At 45.3% G+C, this 18,222-nt stretch carries 18 protein-coding genes; 6 read left to right on the top strand and 12 right to left on the bottom strand.

The window, feature by feature from the left end; genetic code table 11:
• Positions 1-35: 35 nt before the first annotated feature.
• Positions 36-1,301 (bottom strand): transcription termination factor Rho, encoded by a 1,266-nt coding sequence (gene rho / locus AEA42_RS20640; protein WP_037413641.1) that lies wholly within the window; start codon positions 1,299-1,301, stop codon positions 36-38.
• A 212-nt stretch (positions 1,302-1,513) separates the two neighbouring features.
• Positions 1,514-1,840 (bottom strand): thioredoxin TrxA, encoded by a 327-nt coding sequence (gene trxA / locus AEA42_RS20635; RefSeq protein WP_011070766.1) that lies wholly within the window; start codon positions 1,838-1,840, stop codon positions 1,514-1,516.
• Positions 1,841-1,991: 151 nt separating this feature from the next.
• On the opposite strand from trxA, the gene rhlB reads away from it, so the two are divergent.
• Both rhlB and AEA42_RS20625 read left to right on the top strand, forming a co-directional pair.
• Positions 1,992-3,311, top strand: a complete 1,320-nt coding sequence (rhlB, locus tag AEA42_RS20630) for an ATP-dependent RNA helicase RhlB (protein ID WP_037413639.1) — start codon at positions 1,992-1,994, stop codon at positions 3,309-3,311.
• A complete protein-coding gene (locus AEA42_RS20625) occupies positions 3,312-4,238 on the top strand; it encodes an exopolyphosphatase (protein ID WP_055648722.1) in 927 nt (308 codons plus the stop codon).
• Positions 4,239-4,311: 73 nt separating this feature from the next.
• Here AEA42_RS20625 and AEA42_RS20620 read toward each other — a convergent pair whose 3' ends face one another.
• From AEA42_RS20620 to pilB, 8 genes are all read right to left on the bottom strand, one after another.
• The gene (locus AEA42_RS20620; protein ID WP_011070769.1) at positions 4,312-4,848 is read right to left on the bottom strand and encodes a thioredoxin family protein; all 537 of its coding nucleotides are present in this window, start codon (positions 4,846-4,848) and stop codon (positions 4,312-4,314) included.
• 143 nt (positions 4,849-4,991) lie between these two features.
• Positions 4,992-5,387, bottom strand: coding sequence for an 8-oxo-dGTP diphosphatase MutT (mutT, locus tag AEA42_RS20615; protein ID WP_037413635.1), 396 nt, complete (start codon positions 5,385-5,387; stop codon positions 4,992-4,994).
• 86 nt (positions 5,388-5,473) lie between these two features.
• Complete coding sequence (gene yacG, locus AEA42_RS20610; protein WP_037413634.1) at positions 5,474-5,683, bottom strand: DNA gyrase inhibitor YacG; 210 nt, start codon at positions 5,681-5,683, stop codon at positions 5,474-5,476.
• Between the two features lie 67 nt (positions 5,684-5,750).
• On the bottom strand, positions 5,751-6,485 hold the full coding sequence (zapD, locus tag AEA42_RS20605) for a cell division protein ZapD (protein WP_037413632.1): 735 nt from the start codon (positions 6,483-6,485) through the stop codon (positions 5,751-5,753).
• Entirely contained in the window at positions 6,478-7,095 is a 618-nt protein-coding gene (coaE, locus tag AEA42_RS20600) for a dephospho-CoA kinase (RefSeq protein ID WP_047534370.1), read from the bottom strand. Before coaE ends, zapD begins: the two co-directional genes overlap by 8 nt.
• Positions 7,096-7,228: 133 nt before the next feature.
• Positions 7,229-8,155 (bottom strand): A24 family peptidase, encoded by a 927-nt coding sequence (locus AEA42_RS20595; RefSeq protein WP_037426360.1) that lies wholly within the window; start codon positions 8,153-8,155, stop codon positions 7,229-7,231.
• A gap of 134 nt (positions 8,156-8,289) precedes the next feature.
• Positions 8,290-9,561 (bottom strand): type II secretion system F family protein, encoded by a 1,272-nt coding sequence (locus AEA42_RS20590; protein WP_037426357.1) that lies wholly within the window; start codon positions 9,559-9,561, stop codon positions 8,290-8,292.
• A 119-nt stretch (positions 9,562-9,680) separates the two neighbouring features.
• Complete coding sequence (gene pilB / locus AEA42_RS20585) at positions 9,681-11,390, bottom strand: type IV-A pilus assembly ATPase PilB (RefSeq protein WP_055648721.1); 1,710 nt, start codon at positions 11,388-11,390, stop codon at positions 9,681-9,683.
• A gap of 916 nt (positions 11,391-12,306) precedes the next feature.
• Here pilB and AEA42_RS20580 point away from each other — a divergent pair.
• Positions 12,307-13,140: an O-antigen ligase family protein gene (locus AEA42_RS20580; RefSeq protein WP_197278470.1), complete on the top strand. Its 834-nt coding sequence runs from the start codon at positions 12,307-12,309 to the stop codon at positions 13,138-13,140.
• Between the two features lie 46 nt (positions 13,141-13,186).
• Here AEA42_RS20580 and AEA42_RS20575 read toward each other — a convergent pair whose 3' ends face one another.
• Both AEA42_RS20575 and nadC read right to left on the bottom strand, forming a co-directional pair.
• Positions 13,187-13,615, bottom strand: a complete 429-nt coding sequence (locus AEA42_RS20575; protein ID WP_055648719.1) for a prepilin-type N-terminal cleavage/methylation domain-containing protein — start codon at positions 13,613-13,615, stop codon at positions 13,187-13,189.
• 604 nt (positions 13,616-14,219) lie between these two features.
• Entirely contained in the window at positions 14,220-15,101 is an 882-nt protein-coding gene (nadC, locus tag AEA42_RS20570) for a carboxylating nicotinate-nucleotide diphosphorylase (RefSeq protein ID WP_055648718.1), read from the bottom strand.
• A 237-nt stretch (positions 15,102-15,338) separates the two neighbouring features.
• On the opposite strand from nadC, the gene ampD reads away from it, so the two are divergent.
• The 3 genes from ampD to pdhR all read left to right on the top strand — a co-directional run bounded on the left by ampD (position 15,339) and on the right by pdhR (position 18,162).
• On the top strand, positions 15,339-15,884 hold the full coding sequence (gene ampD, locus AEA42_RS20565) for a 1,6-anhydro-N-acetylmuramyl-L-alanine amidase AmpD (RefSeq protein WP_055648717.1): 546 nt from the start codon (positions 15,339-15,341) through the stop codon (positions 15,882-15,884).
• Positions 15,885-16,107: 223 nt separating this feature from the next.
• Entirely contained in the window at positions 16,108-16,959 is an 852-nt protein-coding gene (gene ampE, locus AEA42_RS20560; RefSeq protein ID WP_037426342.1) for a beta-lactamase regulator AmpE, read from the top strand.
• Positions 16,960-17,409: 450 nt separating this feature from the next.
• Positions 17,410-18,162 carry a pyruvate dehydrogenase complex transcriptional repressor PdhR gene (gene pdhR / locus AEA42_RS20555; RefSeq protein ID WP_011070781.1) on the top strand — a complete coding sequence of 251 codons (753 nt, stop codon included), beginning with the start codon at positions 17,410-17,412 and terminating at the stop codon, positions 18,160-18,162.
• Positions 18,163-18,222 lie beyond the last annotated feature (60 nt).

The raw sequence follows: 18,222 nt of genomic DNA, 5'->3' as shown, positions 1-18,222 counted from the left end.
TGAGCGGCCTTATTATTCATACAATCTTATATGGCTTAAGACTTTGCGCGTTTCATCGCGGTGAAGAATTCTTCGTTAGTCTTAGTCATCGCCAGCTTATCAATGAGGAATTCCATTGCACTGACTTCATCCATTGGATTGAGGATCTTACGCAGGATCCACATTTTTTGCAGTTCGTCAGGATTTGTCAGCTTCTCTTCACGACGAGTACCGCTGCGGTTAAAGTCAATCGCAGGGAAGACGCGTTTTTCAGCGGCTTTACGTGACAGATGCAGCTCTTGGTTACCAGTACCTTTAAACTCTTCGTAAATCACTTCGTCCATCTTAGAACCGGTATCGACTAACGCAGTAGCGATAATGGTTAAGCTGCCGCCGTGTTCGATGTTACGTGCTGCACCGAAGAAGCGTTTTGGACGGTGCAGGGCGTTTGCATCCACACCACCGGTTAACACTTTGCCTGATGAAGGGATAACAGTGTTGTAAGCACGCGCTAAACGGGTGATAGAGTCGAGCAGAATCACCACGTCTTTTTTGTGTTCGACTAAACGCTTAGCCTTTTCAATAACCATTTCAGCCACTTGTACGTGACGGCTTGCTGGTTCGTCGAAGGTAGATGCAATAACTTCACCTTTAACGAGGCGTTGCATCTCGGTTACTTCTTCTGGGCGTTCATCGATCAGCAGAACCATCAATACCACTTCAGGGTTGTTGTAGGTAATGGATTGCGCAATGTTTTGCAGTAATAGCGTTTTACCCGCTTTTGGTGGCGCAACGATCAGACCACGTTGACCTTTACCGATAGGTGAGCATAAATCCAGAATACGGGCAGTGATGTCTTCAGTTGAGCCATTACCACGCTCCATACGCATACGTTCTTCTGCGTGGAGTGGCGTTAAGTTTTCAAAGAGGATTTTATTGCGAGAGTTTTCAGGTTTATCAAAGTTAACTTCGTTAACTTTTAACAGGGCAAAATAACGTTCACCTTCTTTTGGTGGACGAATCTTACCAAAAATGGTGTCACCCGTTCGCATGTTGAAACGGCGAATTTGGCTTGGTGACACGTAAATATCATCAGGGCCAGCTAAGTAAGATCCATCTGCACTTCGTAAGAAACCGAATCCGTCTTGGAGTATCTCTAATACGCCGCCACCGAAAATGTCTTCGCCACTTTTGGCGTGGGCTTTAAGGATGGAGAAAATAATGTCCTGCTTGCGAGCACGGGCCATATTTTCGAGTTTCATGTTTTCGGCTAGCGAAACTAGGTCGGATATCGGCGTGTCTTTTAATTCAGTTAAGTTCATGTTGGGGATCTTGTGTTACGCGACAAAGCTTACCGCGATCAATCAGTAAAGTTTGTGATTCAGGATAGTGATTGACGAGCGAGAAGTGGTTTAGTTAGAAAGAATCTGGTTATTAAAGTAGCACTAACAAAGCGGGGCGTCCAGAAATTTAGGGGCATTCCGGCACAATTTAATTTCAGCTTGTGCCGGAGGTCACTCATAACGACAACAAATTAGATTTGTGCGTCGATAAACTCTTTTAACTGAGTTTTAGAGAGCGCGCCAACTTTGGTCGCTGCCAACTCACCGTTTTTGAATAACAGCAATGTTGGAATGCCGCGAACGCCGTATTTCGCTGGAGAAACGTTGTTCTGGTCAACGTTTAATTTAGCGATAGTTACGCGACCGGCATACTCTTCGGCAACGTCGTCAAGGATTGGCGCGATCATTTTACATGGACCACACCATTCAGCCCAAAAGTCTACCAATACTGGTAAATCGGCCTTTAATACGTCGTTTTCGAAGCTGTCGTCGCTCAGGTATATAATTTTATCGCTCATGATGTTCTCCAGTTTGGTTGCCATTGCTGGTTTGTTAATGGCTTACCATGTATATTGGGGCTGAAAAATAGCTTTTCAAGTTACCTTTTACAATGTGGCTATTTCAAACGATCGAGTATCTTATTGCAACCCCAAATGGTATGCTTGCGCTATGAGCCAAACACATTTATCAAATCAAAAATTTGCCGACTTACCTCTGCATCCTGAGGTTAAACAGGCCCTTGCCGAGAACGGCTTTGAATTTTGTACGCCGATTCAGGCGTTATCATTACCCGTATTACTTCAATCAAAAGATATCGCTGGCCAAGCTCAGACGGGCACTGGCAAGACAATGGCGTTTTTGGTTGCCACATTTAACCATTTATTGTCGACCCCTGTTCCTGAAGGACGTCAATTAAATCAACCGCGTGCCATTATCATGGCGCCCACCCGTGAATTAGCCATTCAAATTGCTAAGGACGCGATTTTACTCGCGAAACATACTCGCTTAAAGGTGGGGATTGTTTACGGTGGTGAGAGTTACGACGTCCAACGTAAAGTGCTAGACCAAGGTGTTGATATCTTAATCGGTACAACCGGACGGATTATCGATTATGTTCGTCAGGGCATTATTAGCTTAAATGCGATTCAAGCCGTGGTGTTAGATGAAGCCGATCGTATGTTCGACCTCGGTTTTATCAAGGATATTCGTTTCTTATTCCGACGCATGCCTAATGCCGATCAGCGCCTGAACATGTTGTTTTCAGCGACGCTTTCGATGAAGGTGCAAGAGTTGGCTTATGATCATATGAATGATCCGGTGAAAGTCGAAATTGCCCCCGAAGAAAAAACCTCAAAGAATATCAAAGAAGAAATTTTCTATCCTTCCCAAGAAGATAAGATGCGTTTATTGCTAACGCTGATTGAAGAAGATTGGCCTGAGAAAGCCATTGTTTTTTCAAACACTAAGCATAGCTGCGAGAACTTATGGGCTTGGCTTGAGGGTGATGGTCACCGTGTGGGTTTGCTTACTGGGGATGTGCCGCAGAAGAAACGTATTCGAATCCTAGAGCAATTTACGCAAGGTCAATTAGATATCTTGGTTGCGACTGACGTGGCTGCACGTGGCCTGCATATCTCCGATGTTTCCCATGTTTACAATTATGATTTACCTGATGATTGTGAAGATTACGTCCACCGTATTGGTCGTACTGGGCGAGCGGGTAACAAAGGGGTATCAGTTAGTTTTGCCTGTGAGGAATACGCACTAAACTTACCAGCGATTGAGACTTATATTAATCACTCAATCCCAGTGAGTAATTATGACCGCGATGCGTTACTAGATGATATTCCACAGCCAGCTAAGATTCATCGCAAACATCCAGCGGGAGCTCGTAATTTACGTGAGCGCTCTGGGGTGAGTCGTACTCAAGGTGCACATCGTAGTGGTGGTCGTCCACCTCGCCATGACAGGACGCGTAGACAGCCGTAAATGCCAACACCCGCTTATGCTGCCATTACTTTAGGCTCTAACAGTTTTAATATGCTGATCGCTAAAACAAAAGGTGGTCAGCCACATATTATTGCTAAGTACAAACGTAAAGTAAGGTTAGCCGAAGGGATTGGCGAAGACGGCTATTTATCACAGGAAGTGATGCAACGAGGTTTAGATTGCCTCGCCATGTTTGCCCAAATGTTAGCACTGCATAAAGTCCATCCTAATCATGTTGCTGTGATTGCCACAGCAACACTGCGTACTATCAATAACGCCGACGAGTTTAATCAGAGGGCAATTCCCCTTCTCGGTCACCCGATTGAGATTATTTCGGGCATGCGTGAAGCTGAGCTGATTTATCAAGGTATGGTGGCAACAACCTGTGGCCAAGGTCGACGCTTAGTGATTGATATTGGTGGAGCAAGTACCGAATTTATTATCGGGGATGGTCATCAGGTTCAGTTTAAGACTAGCTTGCCTATGGGCAGCGTGATCTTTAACCGCCGTTTCTTCAACAACGCTCCGTTGCAAGAGCTCGATTTTGACGATGCTAAACAGGAAGTGCTAGCAGTCTTAGGTGAAAATAGGCAAAGGCTAAAAGACTTAGGATGGCACTGTGTGGTGGGGGCTTCTGGCGCAGTGCAATCTGTGGTCGAAGTGCTAATGCACCGTAAGCAGTCTGAAATAATCACTTTGGCTGTGCTGACACAGCTGAAAGCGGAAATCCTCGCCGAGGAAGATGTGAGTCTTGAGGGGATTATCGGCTTAAGCGCCGAACGTGCGCCAACATTTGCCGCAGGGGTGGCGATTTTACTTGCGCTCTTTGAACTCTTAGGAATTGAGCAGTTGGCGCTATCAGGTGGAGCATTGCGTGAGGGTGTGTTAGTGATGCTGGCGCAGCGGATTTTAGAAGAAGCGATTTAACCTCACATCTATTATTAAAAGACAAAGGCCGCCAAATTTACACTTGGCGGCCTTTGTTATTATTCGGGTACGATTACTTTAAGATCTCGGCTAAATCTTTTTCGAGCGAGACGGTTGGACGTTCAACAATGCGGCCAATTTCTTTACCTTGTTGTTGCACGATAAAGGTGGGAATACGTTTGAATTCGTATTTTGCCGCCAGTCCTTCAGGGTCTTGCTTGCTGCGATCGACACCAATATAAGTCACTTTAATATTGGGGTTCGCCACTTCTTCGATAATACGGATAAAACGTGGCGTTTCGCGATGACAGTCTGGGCACCAAGTACCAATAATCACGACGATTTCTGTTGGTTCAGTGACTTTTTTGAGTGGTGCTAAGGCGTCGGTATCGACTTGGTAGCTTTTGTAGCCCTCAGCAAACTCATTGAGATCTTTTACTAAATGTTGCGCTTCAACTACACCGGTTAAAATCACTTCTTGTTTCTCCTCGCTGCAGGTGGCAATCAAGCCCTGTTTTTGCTCTTCAAAGCCACAGCCGCCATTTGCTAGTACTTGGCAACTAAAAAATAACGCGGTCGTGGCGAGTAATGCTTTAACGTTATTGTGCATGATATGCCCTCAAAATCGAAGAAGAATAATGAATTTGCATTCAAGCACTAATTTACGTTTTGTAAAAGTTGTGAATGAATTTGCTGCAAGCCAGATCACGTATCGCTAATGTAAATCTGGCTATTACCCATAAAAAGATGTGATTAGTTTTGTGCTAATAGCTTGGCGAGGATAGGTTTATTAGCATCAGGGAAGTCATAATGGGTGAGCTCGTGCTTATCGACCCAGACGATTTGTTGTCCTTCAAGCCCTTGCGCCTCGCCCGTAAAGTCACTCACAGTGTGAATATCGAGTAGTACCTGTTTATCTGGGTAGTCGTAGCTTAAGGCCATAAAAGGTTCGCTCGAATGGACGTTAAGCGCCACTTCTTCTTTTAACTCACGAATTAAGGCTTGGGTAACGGTTTCGTTTTGCTCCACTTTTCCACCGGGAAATTCCCATTTGCCGCCTTGATGTAAATGCTCTGGGCGCTTGGCGAGTAGGATTTGTCCGTCAGTATTAAGAATAATGCCCACGGCAACATGAATACGTTTTGTCATAAATTTCTACTTATCACTGTATGAACAACAATCCGAGACTCGTCGGTTCTGGTCGTTGGTAAATATACGGAGTTGTTGTATGAGGCTTATTCTTTAAAGAAGCTTTCTTCGTCGTAACCAAGTTCGTCTAAAGCGTCGACATCAAACTCAGATTTGACTGGAATGGCGTGTTTCTCAGATGCCCAATCACCGAGATCGATCATCTTACAGCGCTCACTGCAAAAAGGTTTGAACTCTGACTGAGGGCTCCATTGTACTGGGGTTTTACAAATTGGGCAGTTGACGGTTAACGGCATAATGGGGATCTCTTGATTTACTGCTGAATAACGAATAACGGTTATCAATGGCGTTAGTGTAAAGGCTTCACGCGCAGGTCGCTAGTAAGAATTCGATGCTACGGTCTGAGTGGCGTTGTTGATCGAATTGTACAAAATGAATGGCGTAACGATTTTTATGGCCACTGATCGTGGGATAACAACCGTGGGAAGCATCGACTTTGACTCGAACTAATGACAGGGCTTGAGTGCTATCCCCTTGATAAAAACCGGCATGAGCGGTGGCATTATCGAAATCAGCGGTACTGCGGGTCAGTTGAAGCAAAAGCGTGATGGGTGTGAGTAGGGGATCGAAATGACTTATCCAAGCTTGATAATCCTGTCGTCTTTCTTCCCAGGGTTTGGCGAGCCAAAAATGCAGTTGGGGAAGGTCGAAGTTACAGCAGGCACCTGGCATACCAAAGCGTTGCCTGAGAGCAGATAAGAATCTGTCTTGCTTTAGCTGGCTCCCACAGCGTTCGGGACGTTGTAATGGTTCTCTGGCTTGGGTTAAGGCTTGAATATAAAAGCGGATTTGTTCGCTATCGACATGCTCGAGTTCTTGCCATTTGCTCAGTTGCAGTAGATTTCGCTCGATATCTTTGAGGACCTCATTGCGGTAGTCGCAGCGCTCCGAGAGCTCGCACAGGGAAAACAGAGGGTAGAAACATCTATGCTGGTGGTCGTGATTTAGGTTATTACAGAGCTGCTTGTTGAGGTATTCGAGCCGCAAGTAGCTGCGGATCTTCTCATTTAAAGGCTGTTCATAAACTAAGTCAGTCATGGGCGTTGTGATTACCAGATAATTGTAAATAGCGCTGATGCAATGCTTGCACCTCTTGTTTTAGCGTTGATATCTCTCCCTGATTATCAATAATGTCATCGGCTCTAGCGAGTTTTTCACTGCGGCTACACTGGCTCTCAATGATGTTATTTACTTGAGTTGCATCGACATTGTCCCGCTTTACGGTACGGCTTATTTGTAATTCTGGCGAAATATCCACCACTAAAGTCCGATTGACTAACCTATCTAACCCGTTCTCAAATAGCAAGGGTACAACCATAATTACATAGTCTGAGGTGGCATTTTTGACTTGCAAAAGCATTTCTTGGCGGATCATAGGGTGCAGCAGTTGATTTAACCACTGACGCGCTTGTTCATCGCTAAACACTCGCTGCCTAAGTTTTGCGCGGTCAAGCTCACCCGAAGCCGTTAATATTTCTGTCCCAAAATGGTCAATAATGGCGTTTAATCCGTAGGTGCCTGGTGCGACGACTTCTCGGGCAACGACATCGGCATCGACTAGGCAAACACCTTCTGCCGCAAACAGATTCGCCACGGTCGTTTTACCACTGCCAATTCCGCCCGTTAAACCGACAACAAATTTGGACATAAAACTCTCTTAAAAGCGATGACGGACGCTACGCTGCTAGGACCTAGAGCGGACTTCGTCCTGCTAGGGCGTCGCTGCGCTCCTTCTAGAACCTAGAACCTAAAGCCTAGAACCTATAAGGCCGAAGCCAGTTCTATAACGTACTTAAATACCAATCCACTATAGGTTGACCCCATATTAGGGCGATCCAACCTGCGGCGGCAATGTAAGGACCAAAGGGAATCGGATTTGCCAGTTGATTACGTTTGGTCACGATCAGCGTGATGCCTACGAGGGCACCCACTAAGGATGAAAGTAAAATCACCAGTGGCAACATTTGCCAACCAAGCCAAGCACCAAATACGGCAAGTAGCTTAAAGTCACCATAGCCCATGCCTTCTTTACCGGTTAACAGCTTAAATAGCCAAAAAATCGACCATAAACTTAAATAGCCTACTGCGGCACCAATAATCGCATCGGTTGGGTTGGTAAAGGTATGGTTGAGGTTTATGAGTAGTCCTAACCATAGCAGGGGAAGGGTCATTTGATCGGGAAGCAGCATTTCATCCAGATCGATTCCGGTGAGCGCAATCAACACAAAAGTGAGTATTGCAGCAAATATAAATTGCCCGCTGGGGCCAAAATGCCAGGCGAGTGTTGCAACGAGTAACCCTGTTATTAGCTCAATAATCGGATAGCGTGAGGAAATGGGGGCATGACAGGCAGCGCATTTTCCCCTCAACATTAACCAACCTAAAATGGGTAAATTATGCCAAGGCTTGATGGCGGTTTTACATTTAGGGCAGGCAGAGCCAGGTACCACAAGATTGTATTTGGGAGGATAGTGATCGATCGGTTTATTGAGCTTTTCTATTCCTACTTGCTTAACAATATCTGCATGATATTCCTGCAGATATTGATTGCATTCCTGTTGCCATTCGCGCTTCATCATCACCGGAAAGCGGTGAATCACCACATTTAAAAAGCTGCCAATGGTGGCGGCAAACACAAAACTTAAGCAGATAAAAAGCCATGGTGCTTGGTCAAAAGTGTGACCCAATAAAGTGAAAAATTCAGTCATTATTCTTACTTAATTATATTGTTCAATGTAAAACGGATTTTAGGCCTCTAGGACGCTTCGCTGCTCTAGAACCTAGAATCCATAAGGGCGTAGCCCGTTTTGCTTTTTCTGGCTGCTGCGGTTTTTGCAACGTTCTAGCCACCAACCACTTTACCCATTTGGAAGATAGGTAAATACATAGCGACAATAAGACCACCAACAACAGTGCCAATGACCACCATCATGATAGGTTCAATTAGGCTGGATAAACCATCGACAGCGTCGTCTACTTGCATCTCATAGATATTGGCCACTTTATTAAGCATATTATCAAGAGAGCCTGATTCTTCGCCAATCATCACCATTTGGATCAGCATATCGGGGAACAGCCCTGTGGTTCGCATTGCCACGTTCATTTGCATCCCGGCCATCACTTCTTGGCGGATTTTTAAAATGGCTTTACGGTATACCGCATTTCCCGATGCTCCGGCAGCGGATTCTAAACCGTCGATTAAGGGGACACCAGCGGCAAAGGTGGTGGCTAAGGTACGGGCAAAACGCGCCATAGCGCCTTTGTGTAGAATGGGACCAATAGCTGGAATTTTTAAGATGACTTCGTCAACTCTGTCTCTCACGATTTGCGAGTTCCTATGAGCCCTCACAAATAAAAATACGCCAGCCACTATGGCACCCAAAAAGATATACCAAGAGGATTGTAGGCCGCGGGAGATATGCAAAACCAATTGGGTAAATGCAGGTAACTCGGCCCCAAAGCCCTTAAAAATATCTTCAAATTGTGGCACCACAAACAGTAATAATAGTGCCGTTACTAAAATAGCGACTATTACTACTGCTGCCGGATAAAACATGGCTTTTTTAATCTTAGATTTTAATGCTTCAGATTTTTCACGGTAGGTCGCAATACGATCAAACACTACATCGAGTGAGCCTGAATGTTCACCCGCCGCCACTAAATCGACATAAAGATCATCAAAATAACGTCGGTGGGGACGCAAAGCATCAGATAACGGAATACCTGACTGGATCTCCGATAGAATTGTCGCTAACAGCTCACGCATTTTTGCTTTTTCATGGCCGCGACCCAGTAGTTCAATGGTAGTCACTAATGGCACCCCAGCGGCAAGCATGGTGGCAATTTGCCGAGTCACCATAGCAATATCCATAGGGGTAATTTTGGCATCGCCTAATTTAAATAAGGCGGCCGATTGTTTGCGAACGGTTTTAGGATTTACCCCTTGAGATTTTAACTTGCTACGAACCTCTGCAGCAGAGGCCCCCCTCAGTTCGCCACTGGTTTTTTGGCCGTCGCGGTTAACACCTTTCCATTCAAAGGTATAAATTTTAGGTTGGCTTTTTTGCTCAATCTTTTTTGGGCGAGGCTTTTTTACTGTGGTTGCCGTAGCCATAAATTATCCCTGTTGGTTGTAAAGCTAAGAAGGACGTTGCTGCGCAACTGTTAGAACGCTCGCATGCTTGCTCTAGCATCTAGAGCCTAGCTCCTAGAAGGGCGCAGTCCGTCCCGCTATTAAAAACTGGTTACCCGATTCACTTCGGCAATACTGGTTACACCTTGGAGCACTTTTAGTAGTCCTGATTGCCGCAGATCGCGCATGCCTTGGGCCTTGGCTTGGGCTGCAATTTGTAATGAATTACCCCCTTCCATAATAGTACGGGCAATTTCATCTGACATCTTCATCACTTCGTAAATACCTACCCGTCCTTTATAGCCACCAGAACAATGCTCACAACCCACGGGTTTATAGGTGATAAACCCTTGGGCTATTTGCGCATCACTAAAGCCTAAACGCTTTAGCTCATGTTCAGGTATTTGTTCGGGTTGCTTGCATTCAGGGCAAAGTCGCCGTGCAAGTCGCTGAGCAATAATTAAATTGACTGAGCTGGCAATATTATAGCCGGGGACGCCCATATTAATTAAACGGGTGAGCGTTTCTGCCGCCGAGTTGGTATGCAGGGTTGATAATACTAAGTGGCCAGTTTGCGCGGCTTTAATGGCAATTTCGGCGGTTTCAAGGTCACGGATTTCCCCGACCATCACCACATCGGGGTCTTGGCGTAAAAAGGAGCGCAGTGCCGAGGCGAAGGTTAAACCCGCTTTTAAATTAATATGGACTTGGTTTACCCCCTCAAGGTTAATTTCCACCGGATCTTCGGCGGTAGAAATATTACGCTCGGCGGTATTGAGGATATTTAAGCCTGTATAAAGCGAAACGGTTTTACCCGAGCCCGTTGGGCCTGTCACTAATATCATGCCCTGGGGTTTGGCCAGCATCTCAAGGTAGAGCTTTTCTTGATCCGGCTCGTAACCGAGTTTTTCGATGCCGAGCTGTGCGGAAGAAGAATCCAAGATCCGCATTACAATTTTTTCGCCCCACAGAGTCGGCAGGGTACTTACCCGAAAGTCGATAGACTTAGTGCGGGATAGCTTCATTTTAATCCGGCCATCCTGGGGGACGCGACGCTCGGCAATATCGAGCTTTGACATTACCTTTAAGCGCGCTGAGAGTCGTCCGGCTAGGCTGATTGGCGGCTCGGAGACTTCATGCAAAATACCATCGATACGAAAACGGATACGATAGCGTTTTTCATAGGGCTCAAAATGTAAGTCTGAAGCGCCCTTACGAATGGCATCGGTTAATATCTTATTGATATAAATGACGATAGGGGCATCGTCACTGGATTCACCAGCATTGTCTTCATTGCGTTTATCGGTATCGGTAATTTCGATACCAGCAAGCGCTGCTTCATCCATGCCGCTTAAATCAAGGCCAGTAATATCTTCTTCTAGTATCTTTTCAAGGGCCTTAGCGAGCTTATCTTCTTCCACCAAAATCGCTTCAGCATGTAGGCCGGCACTAAATTGGAATTCCTCAAGGGCGGCAATATTTGTGGGGTCGGAAGTGGCGATATAGAGGCGATTGCCGCGCTTAAATAGCGGTAAGCAGCGGTGTTTTTCAATCAGTTTTTTATTCAGAAACTCTTCAGGGATGGCGCTAACATCAAATTCGGCTAAATCCAACAGCGGAGTGCCATATTCCTCATAGCAAAGCTCGGCAATACTGCGGGCCGACACGAGCTTAGTCTGCACTAAGGTAGTGACTAAAGTTTGTTTGTTTTGGCGGGATTTGGTGATGGCACTCGCCATCTGCTCTTCATTAAGCAGACCTTTACGGATGAAAAGGGTGGATAATCCCAGGTGAAGGCCAGCGGATGGCATGAAAAACTCCTATCTCCATTAGTTTTTCCATCATAGCGGCAAAATGGTTATTTGTCATATATAAAAAAGCTCAAATAATCACAAAAAAATGAGTATCATCATAAGGATGCGAATTTATGTACAGCTTTCAAAAGTGGCTATATTTTACCATAAACTGTACTGTGGGTTAATGGTCGATAAATAACAATGCCTTATAATAAAGTCACTTCGATTTACTTGACTAGAACGCGTAAATAATCGGTGATTTGGTGATGCACTTTAACGCCAATGTCGGGGGATAAATACGTGATGGAATGCTCAATTAAGGAAACAGATATTGCAATCAATCCCAATTTTTAGCCGGATTTTCCTGCTCACTTTCTTCGCGCTATTTTTCCTTGGCTCGGTATTATCAGGTTATATCACAGGATATCTGGGGGTGGATAACGCTTACGATCTTAAACGAATCCTAGTAATTATATTTATCGTGTGTTCAGCGATTGGCCTTTTGTGGCGCTCGAGTATTCCAATAATCCTACCATCGCCTTTGACACTTTGGGTGGTGGTAAGCCTATTTATACTTGGTTTTATATCAACCATTTTTAGCCAGCATCCATTTTGGTCATTACTTGAATTAGCCAACTTTTTTTTGCTGCTCTGTTTGTTTTATATCTTAGGTGTACTCATAACTGACATTGGCAGAAATCTGACGCTACAATATTTTTTTGGATTTGCATTATTTTTCTCGATTTGTATTGCGGTTAAGTTTTTTTTGCTGCTGTTTTTTCATGCACTCGATGCTAATCGGCCAGATGTGCATTCTTTAGTGGCAGGCTTTATGAATGTAAGGTTTTTCAATCAATTGCAAGTTATGCTGCTACCGTTGTTGTGTTTGTCTTTTTATATCGAACCACTTAAAAAATATAAACGGACAGCTATGTTGGCTTTTAGTGTGCAGTGGTTAATCCTGCTGCAATCAGAGGCTCGCGGCGCATTGTTGGCAATAGTTTTAGCGGCTGTTGTGGTGTATCGCTTTTTGCCCGCCAACTTAGGTCAAGCATTTATTCGCCCAATGCTGAAGGCTGTAGTTTTTGGCACGCTTTTATGGCTAGTGCTGATTATTATTATTCCACTGTTTATTTTTGATAGCCCAATTTGGCAATTAAGAACCAATAGCTCCGGCCGGATTGATATGTGGATTTATATTTTACAGATGATCCCAGAACGTATTGGTTTAGGTTACGGGCCAATGAGTTTTGCCTGGGCAGAAGCAAGGCCTTTGCCTAATGCTCACCCGCATAATGCCCTACTACAGTTTTTATATGAGTTTGGTGTGGTTGCGTTTATTTTGGCTACGAGCTGGTCGTTAATAACATTATGGGCAAAATTAAAGCGGCTTACCTTATTAGGGGAAAAAGTAGGGGGAAAACCGAGTGAGCATTTAGCTAAAAACCGACAAAGTAGCCTCGACACAGTCTCAGATATAGATAAGGACACAACCGATATAGTGTTGGCATTTGCCCTGTGTGCAATATGGATGTATGCCATGTTTGATGGGGTGATAGTGATGCCATTATCCCAGGCATTATTAATGGCATTATTGGCGCTTAATTGCCGCCACTATCAACTGCGAGTGATAGCGTTACCTTGGAAAGTGGTATTAATGGCAGCAGTGATAACCTGTGCTGCGCTATTAATCGTGAGCCTTGGTGATACCGCACTAAATCAGCAACTTTATCCAAGATTATGGTTAACTGGGATAATTAATTGATAAAAATAAAAAAGCCCCAAAAGGGGCTTTCTATAAAACAATAAGATTAACTACTAGCTTTTAATCCAGCACCTTCTTCACATTGTTTTTTGGTTGCTTTATTAGCATCTTTAGTGTCTGCAGCATAAGATACACCGCCAGTAGCACCGATTGTAGCTGTAACAGTACAAGTACCGTCATCATATGTTAAATCTGTTCCAGTTGCTTCTGTAACTGCTGGGTCTGCCTCAACTTTTGGGTCAGCGGTAATTTCAGTTCCGAGAGTTGTGCATCCGACACCTGTTTGGATACATGCTTGGGCCTTAGTTACATATCCTGCAAGGCCTTTCATTGATGCACCACCATGCGAGGTTGCAACATATTCACGATAAGCAGGTAATGCCACTGCAGCCAAAATACCGATAATGGCTACTACAATCATTAATTCGATCAAGGTAAAACCCTGAGCTTGCTTGTTCATCTTGATACCTTTCATTTTTTGCTCCAAATATAATGCAAATTGTTGTTTATCGATTGTGTTCGTTTCGGCTGCTTATCTTGATTGCTTGACATGAATTGCTGGTTTTTTGGCTAGCGACAATTCACTTTGAGCTAATTTTGATAAGGAAGGCCGAAACGGCCATCTCGCCTAGGTAAAAGTTAGTACAAAGTTAAGTAAAATGAAACAACTTTTACGCATAAAGTATTAATTAAATGATTATTTTGTCTAAAAACTTGACGCTAAAACGTATTGCGTTCTAACAAATGTTTGACAATGTTAGTTAAGTTGACGCATTTAAAACAACGTCAAAACATCGGCGCGAGTTATACCTGTTTTTAATGTGCGTATTTAGTGGGGTTATGCTGTAAAGGTTGGGAAGATAGAATCTAGGACGTTGCTACGCAACTGCTAGGACGCTCGCAAGCTCGCTCTAGAAGCTAGAGCTGAAATGCATAAAGCTGGATCCCCTCGTCGATAACTGCTCCTGCGTTATTCTACCTCCTGCATCCATGCAGTCGTTCGCGAGGATGACGGCTTATGGGCTGCTACTAGAACCTAGTACCTAGAATCTATAAGGGCGCAGCCCGCTCTGCTTTTTCTAGCCTTTCAGTCGCATTGATAGGTCTAAGGCGCGAACGTGCTTGGTGAGGGCGCCGACGGAAATATAATCCACCCCCGTTTTGGCAAATTCTGCCAAGGTATCTAAGGTCACATTGCCAGAGACTTCAAGTTTTGCACCTTTGCCTTTAGCTTGGCTTTTTGCATTCAGTTCAACCGCTTCGACCATCATGGTGATATCAAAGTTATCTAACATGATAATATCTGCGCCAGAATCCAGAGCTAATGCCAGTTCGGCTAAGGACTCGACTTCGACTTCAACGGGTTTATTGGGGTGTAAACTGCGCGCTGCATCCACTGCTTGGCGTATGCCACCACAGGCCATAATGTGGTTTTCTTTAATTAAAAAGGCATCAAATAGACCTATACGGTGGTTTTTACCGCCGCCACAGGTGACAGCATATTTTTGGGCGGTGCGCAGTCCTGGAATGGTTTTACGGGTATCGAGCAGCTGTGTGTGAGTGCCTGCAAGTTTGTCTACATAGTGTTTGGTGAGGGTGGCGACACCGGATAAGGTTTGGATAAAGTTCATCGCGGTGCGTTCGCCAGTCAATAAGGCGCGAGCGGGGCCGGATAATTCACACAAGACTTGATTGGGTAACACAAGATCGCCATCATCGACATGCCAATGCAGCGCGACTTCGCCACCTAATTGATTAAAGACTTGCTCTGCCCAGGCTTTGCCACAAAAAACTCCTTCTTCGCGGGTGATTAAGGTCGCTTCGGCATATTTATCTACCGGAATCAGTTCGGCAGTAATGTCACCGTAGGCAATGGTTTTGGTATGCTCGTTGATTTCAGTGCCGCCAAGATCTTCATTGAGCGCGGTTTTTACGGCGTGGCGAATATCGTTTTCTAGCATGATCGGAGTCCTTGCTTTTATACGTCGGGCGAGTGGGCATGGGTTAACATGGGTCAATCGTCTGCCTGCTTGCATTTGGGCTTAAGATTATCATGGCTGCGCCGCTAGGTGCTAGAGCGTCGCTACGCAACTGCTAGGATATAGGGCCTAGAGCGTTGCTGCGCAACTGCTAGGACGCTCGCAAGCTCGCTCTAGAATCTATAAGGGCGCAGCCCGTTCTGCTTTTAAGGAGTAAACATGAGTTTTGAGTTTGGTTGGTATCGCGCGGCGCGGCGCTGTGAATCGCCACATTTTAATCAACGCCCCTTTGGGGAGATTAGTCTGTTGGTGATCCACAATATCAGCCTGCCCGCTGGATGTTTTGGCTTACCTTACATCGATCAATTATTTCAAGGCTGTTTAGATACCAGTGCCGATGAAACTTTCGCCGATTTAGCGGGGCTTAAGGTATCAGCGCATTTTTTAATTCGCCGCGATGGTGAATGTGTGCAGTATGTGAGTTGTGAAGATAGAGCTTGGCACGCTGGCGTGTCCCGTTATGGTGAAAGGGAAAATTGTAATGATTTTTCCATTGGCATTGAGCTCGAAGGGACGGATACTAAGCCCTATACTGCCGCACAATATCAGCAACTTGTTGAATTGACTCAAGCCTTGTTTGCACAATACCCTAGCTTGAGTACCGAGCGGATTGTTGGGCATTGTGATATTGCGCCAATGCGTAAAACTGACCCTGGCCCAAGCTTTGACTGGCAAAGATATTTAGCAAAGCTTCGCGACTTTTAGAATCTAGGACGTTGCTGCGCAACTGCTAGGACGCTCGCAAGCTCGCTCTAGAATCTAGAGCCTAAAATCTAGATTCTATAAGGGCGCAGCCCGTTCTGCTTTTTCTAGCAGCTGCGCTTTTTGCAGCGCTCTAGAGCCTAGAACCTAGAACCTAGGGCCTAGCAGGGCGAAGCCCGCTCTGCTTTTTCTAGTCCGTCCTGCTTTTTTACAAGGAGTACTATCGATGGCATTATTTTCATTACTGGTCGCCATTCTTGTGGAGCGACTAAAGTTTCTTCCCGCCTCTTGGCAGTGTGATCGTGTACTGCAATCTTACCAATCCAGCTTTTTTGGCGATAAAGCGTCGCTTAATAACACTAATATGTTGCTGGCTTTGATATTGCCCGCGGGTGTGGTTTATCTGTTGGGTTGGATTGCGTCGGGTATGTTTTGGGGAGTATTAAGTCTCGCGCTATGGGTGCTGGTGGCGATTATTTGTTTTAATCATCAAAAACAGCGCGATACCTTTAAAAAATATATGCAGGCGGCGTGTCGCTCCGATGTGCAGGCCTGTTATCACTATGCCGCTGAATTAGATTGCAGTGAGTGTTTGGAGGCGGTTTCGGAAAAAGATTTAGGTGCCAAGGTCGGGCAGAGCGTTGCTTGGATTAACTATCGTTACTACGGTGCAGTGGCATTATGCCTTATTTTTCTTGGACCTGTGGGGGCAGTGTTATATTGCACTGCGCGATTTTATGCGGAGGAAAATATACGTAAGTCACTTAATTTACCGCTGATTGAAGATATTATGTTTGCGTTTGATTGGCTCCCAAGCCGAGTGTTTTCCTTTGGCTATGCGCTCAGTGGTCAGTTTAGTGAAGGGCTCGCGGCGTGGCGCAATAATGCGTTAAATATTAATGCCAGTGCTAGGCAAGTAGTCACTGAAACGGCACTCGCTGCCCAGCCTTTGCCCGAGATGTCTAGCGCGCCTGTTTGTGTGCAGTCGACCTTAGCATTGTTAGTATTAAGCAAACGCAACTTTACGCTGATGGTTGCTGTGTTATCACTGCTGACTATTTTTGGGTTGGTGAGTTAATAAGAAGGACACTGCGCGGCTTCTAGAATCTAGGACGCTTCGCTGCTAGGACGCAGCAAAAAGCGCTGCTCTAGGACGCCACTTCGTGGCTCTAGAATCTAGAGCCTAGAACCTAGAACCTAAAACCTAGAACCTAGAACCTAAAATCTAGAATCTAGAATCTAGAATCTAGAATCTAGAATCTATAAGGGCGCAGCCCGTTCTGCTTTTTCTAGCAGCTGCGCTTTTTACAGCGCTCCAGAACCTAGCCGCTAGCACTTGCTCTCGTTGTGGTTTAATGGTCTGACCCCATGATGAGTTTTTTAGGCTATGCTCTCTCATCGTGAGCGGTTTTGAGTGAGATCACCTTTTAAGGTTGATTTTCAATCTGGACATCAAAAGTGTGATTTGATAAAGTGCGCTCACTCATAAAAATTGGTAAGACCAATTTACAACGGAGCTGAGCGCCAAATGGCCTATAGTAAAATTAATCAGCCAAAAATTTCTGATGTGATCATGGCGCAACTCGAGCAAATGATCCTCGAAGGCAGTTTACAGCCGGGTCAGAAATTGCCACCGGAGCGTGAACTGGCCATCCAGTTCGAAGTATCTCGTCCCTCATTGCGTGAAGCGATTCAAAAACTTGAGGCGAAAGGGCTATTAATGCGTCGTCAAGGCGGCGGTACTTATGTCAAAGAGCAACTCTGGCAGAGTCTTGCCGATCCTATCGTTGAATTAATGACTGCCGATCCAGAAAGCCAATATGACTTGCTGGAGTTTCGTCATGCGACCGAAGGTATGATGGCCTATTTTGCCGCCCTGCGTGGCACAGACGCCGATATGCAAAATATCAAGCGGATGATCCTTGAGGTAGAAGCCGCCACCAATATCGAACAACAAGCTGCTGCTATTGTGCGCTTCTATCGCGCCGTCGCTGAAGCGTCACACAATGTGGCTATGTTGCATCTCGTACTCAGTTTAACCCCTGTGCTGCATAAGAATGTGGCGCAAAACCTGGAGCTTTTAAGCCGCCGCGAAGAAGCTTCCACTATGGCTAACGATCACAGACGTGCTCTGCTCGCTGCTATCGTTCGTCGTGATCCTGAAGCCGCTAGAGAAGCCTCGAATGAACATTTAAGTTACATCGAAGAGGTGATGTTATCTGTGCGGGAAGAAGATAGCCGGTTGCAGCGAAGTTTGCGCCGTTTAAAGAGTGGCGCTTAAGTTCCCGACTTTAGCACTCGCTAAAGCGGAATATGCCGCAAACACCATTCATTATCATGT

This window comes from Shewanella sp. Sh95 (assembly GCF_001308045.1).
Taxonomy (GTDB): domain Bacteria; phylum Pseudomonadota; class Gammaproteobacteria; order Enterobacterales; family Shewanellaceae; genus Shewanella; species Shewanella xiamenensis.
This window is presented reverse-complemented; position numbering and strand designations above follow the sequence as displayed.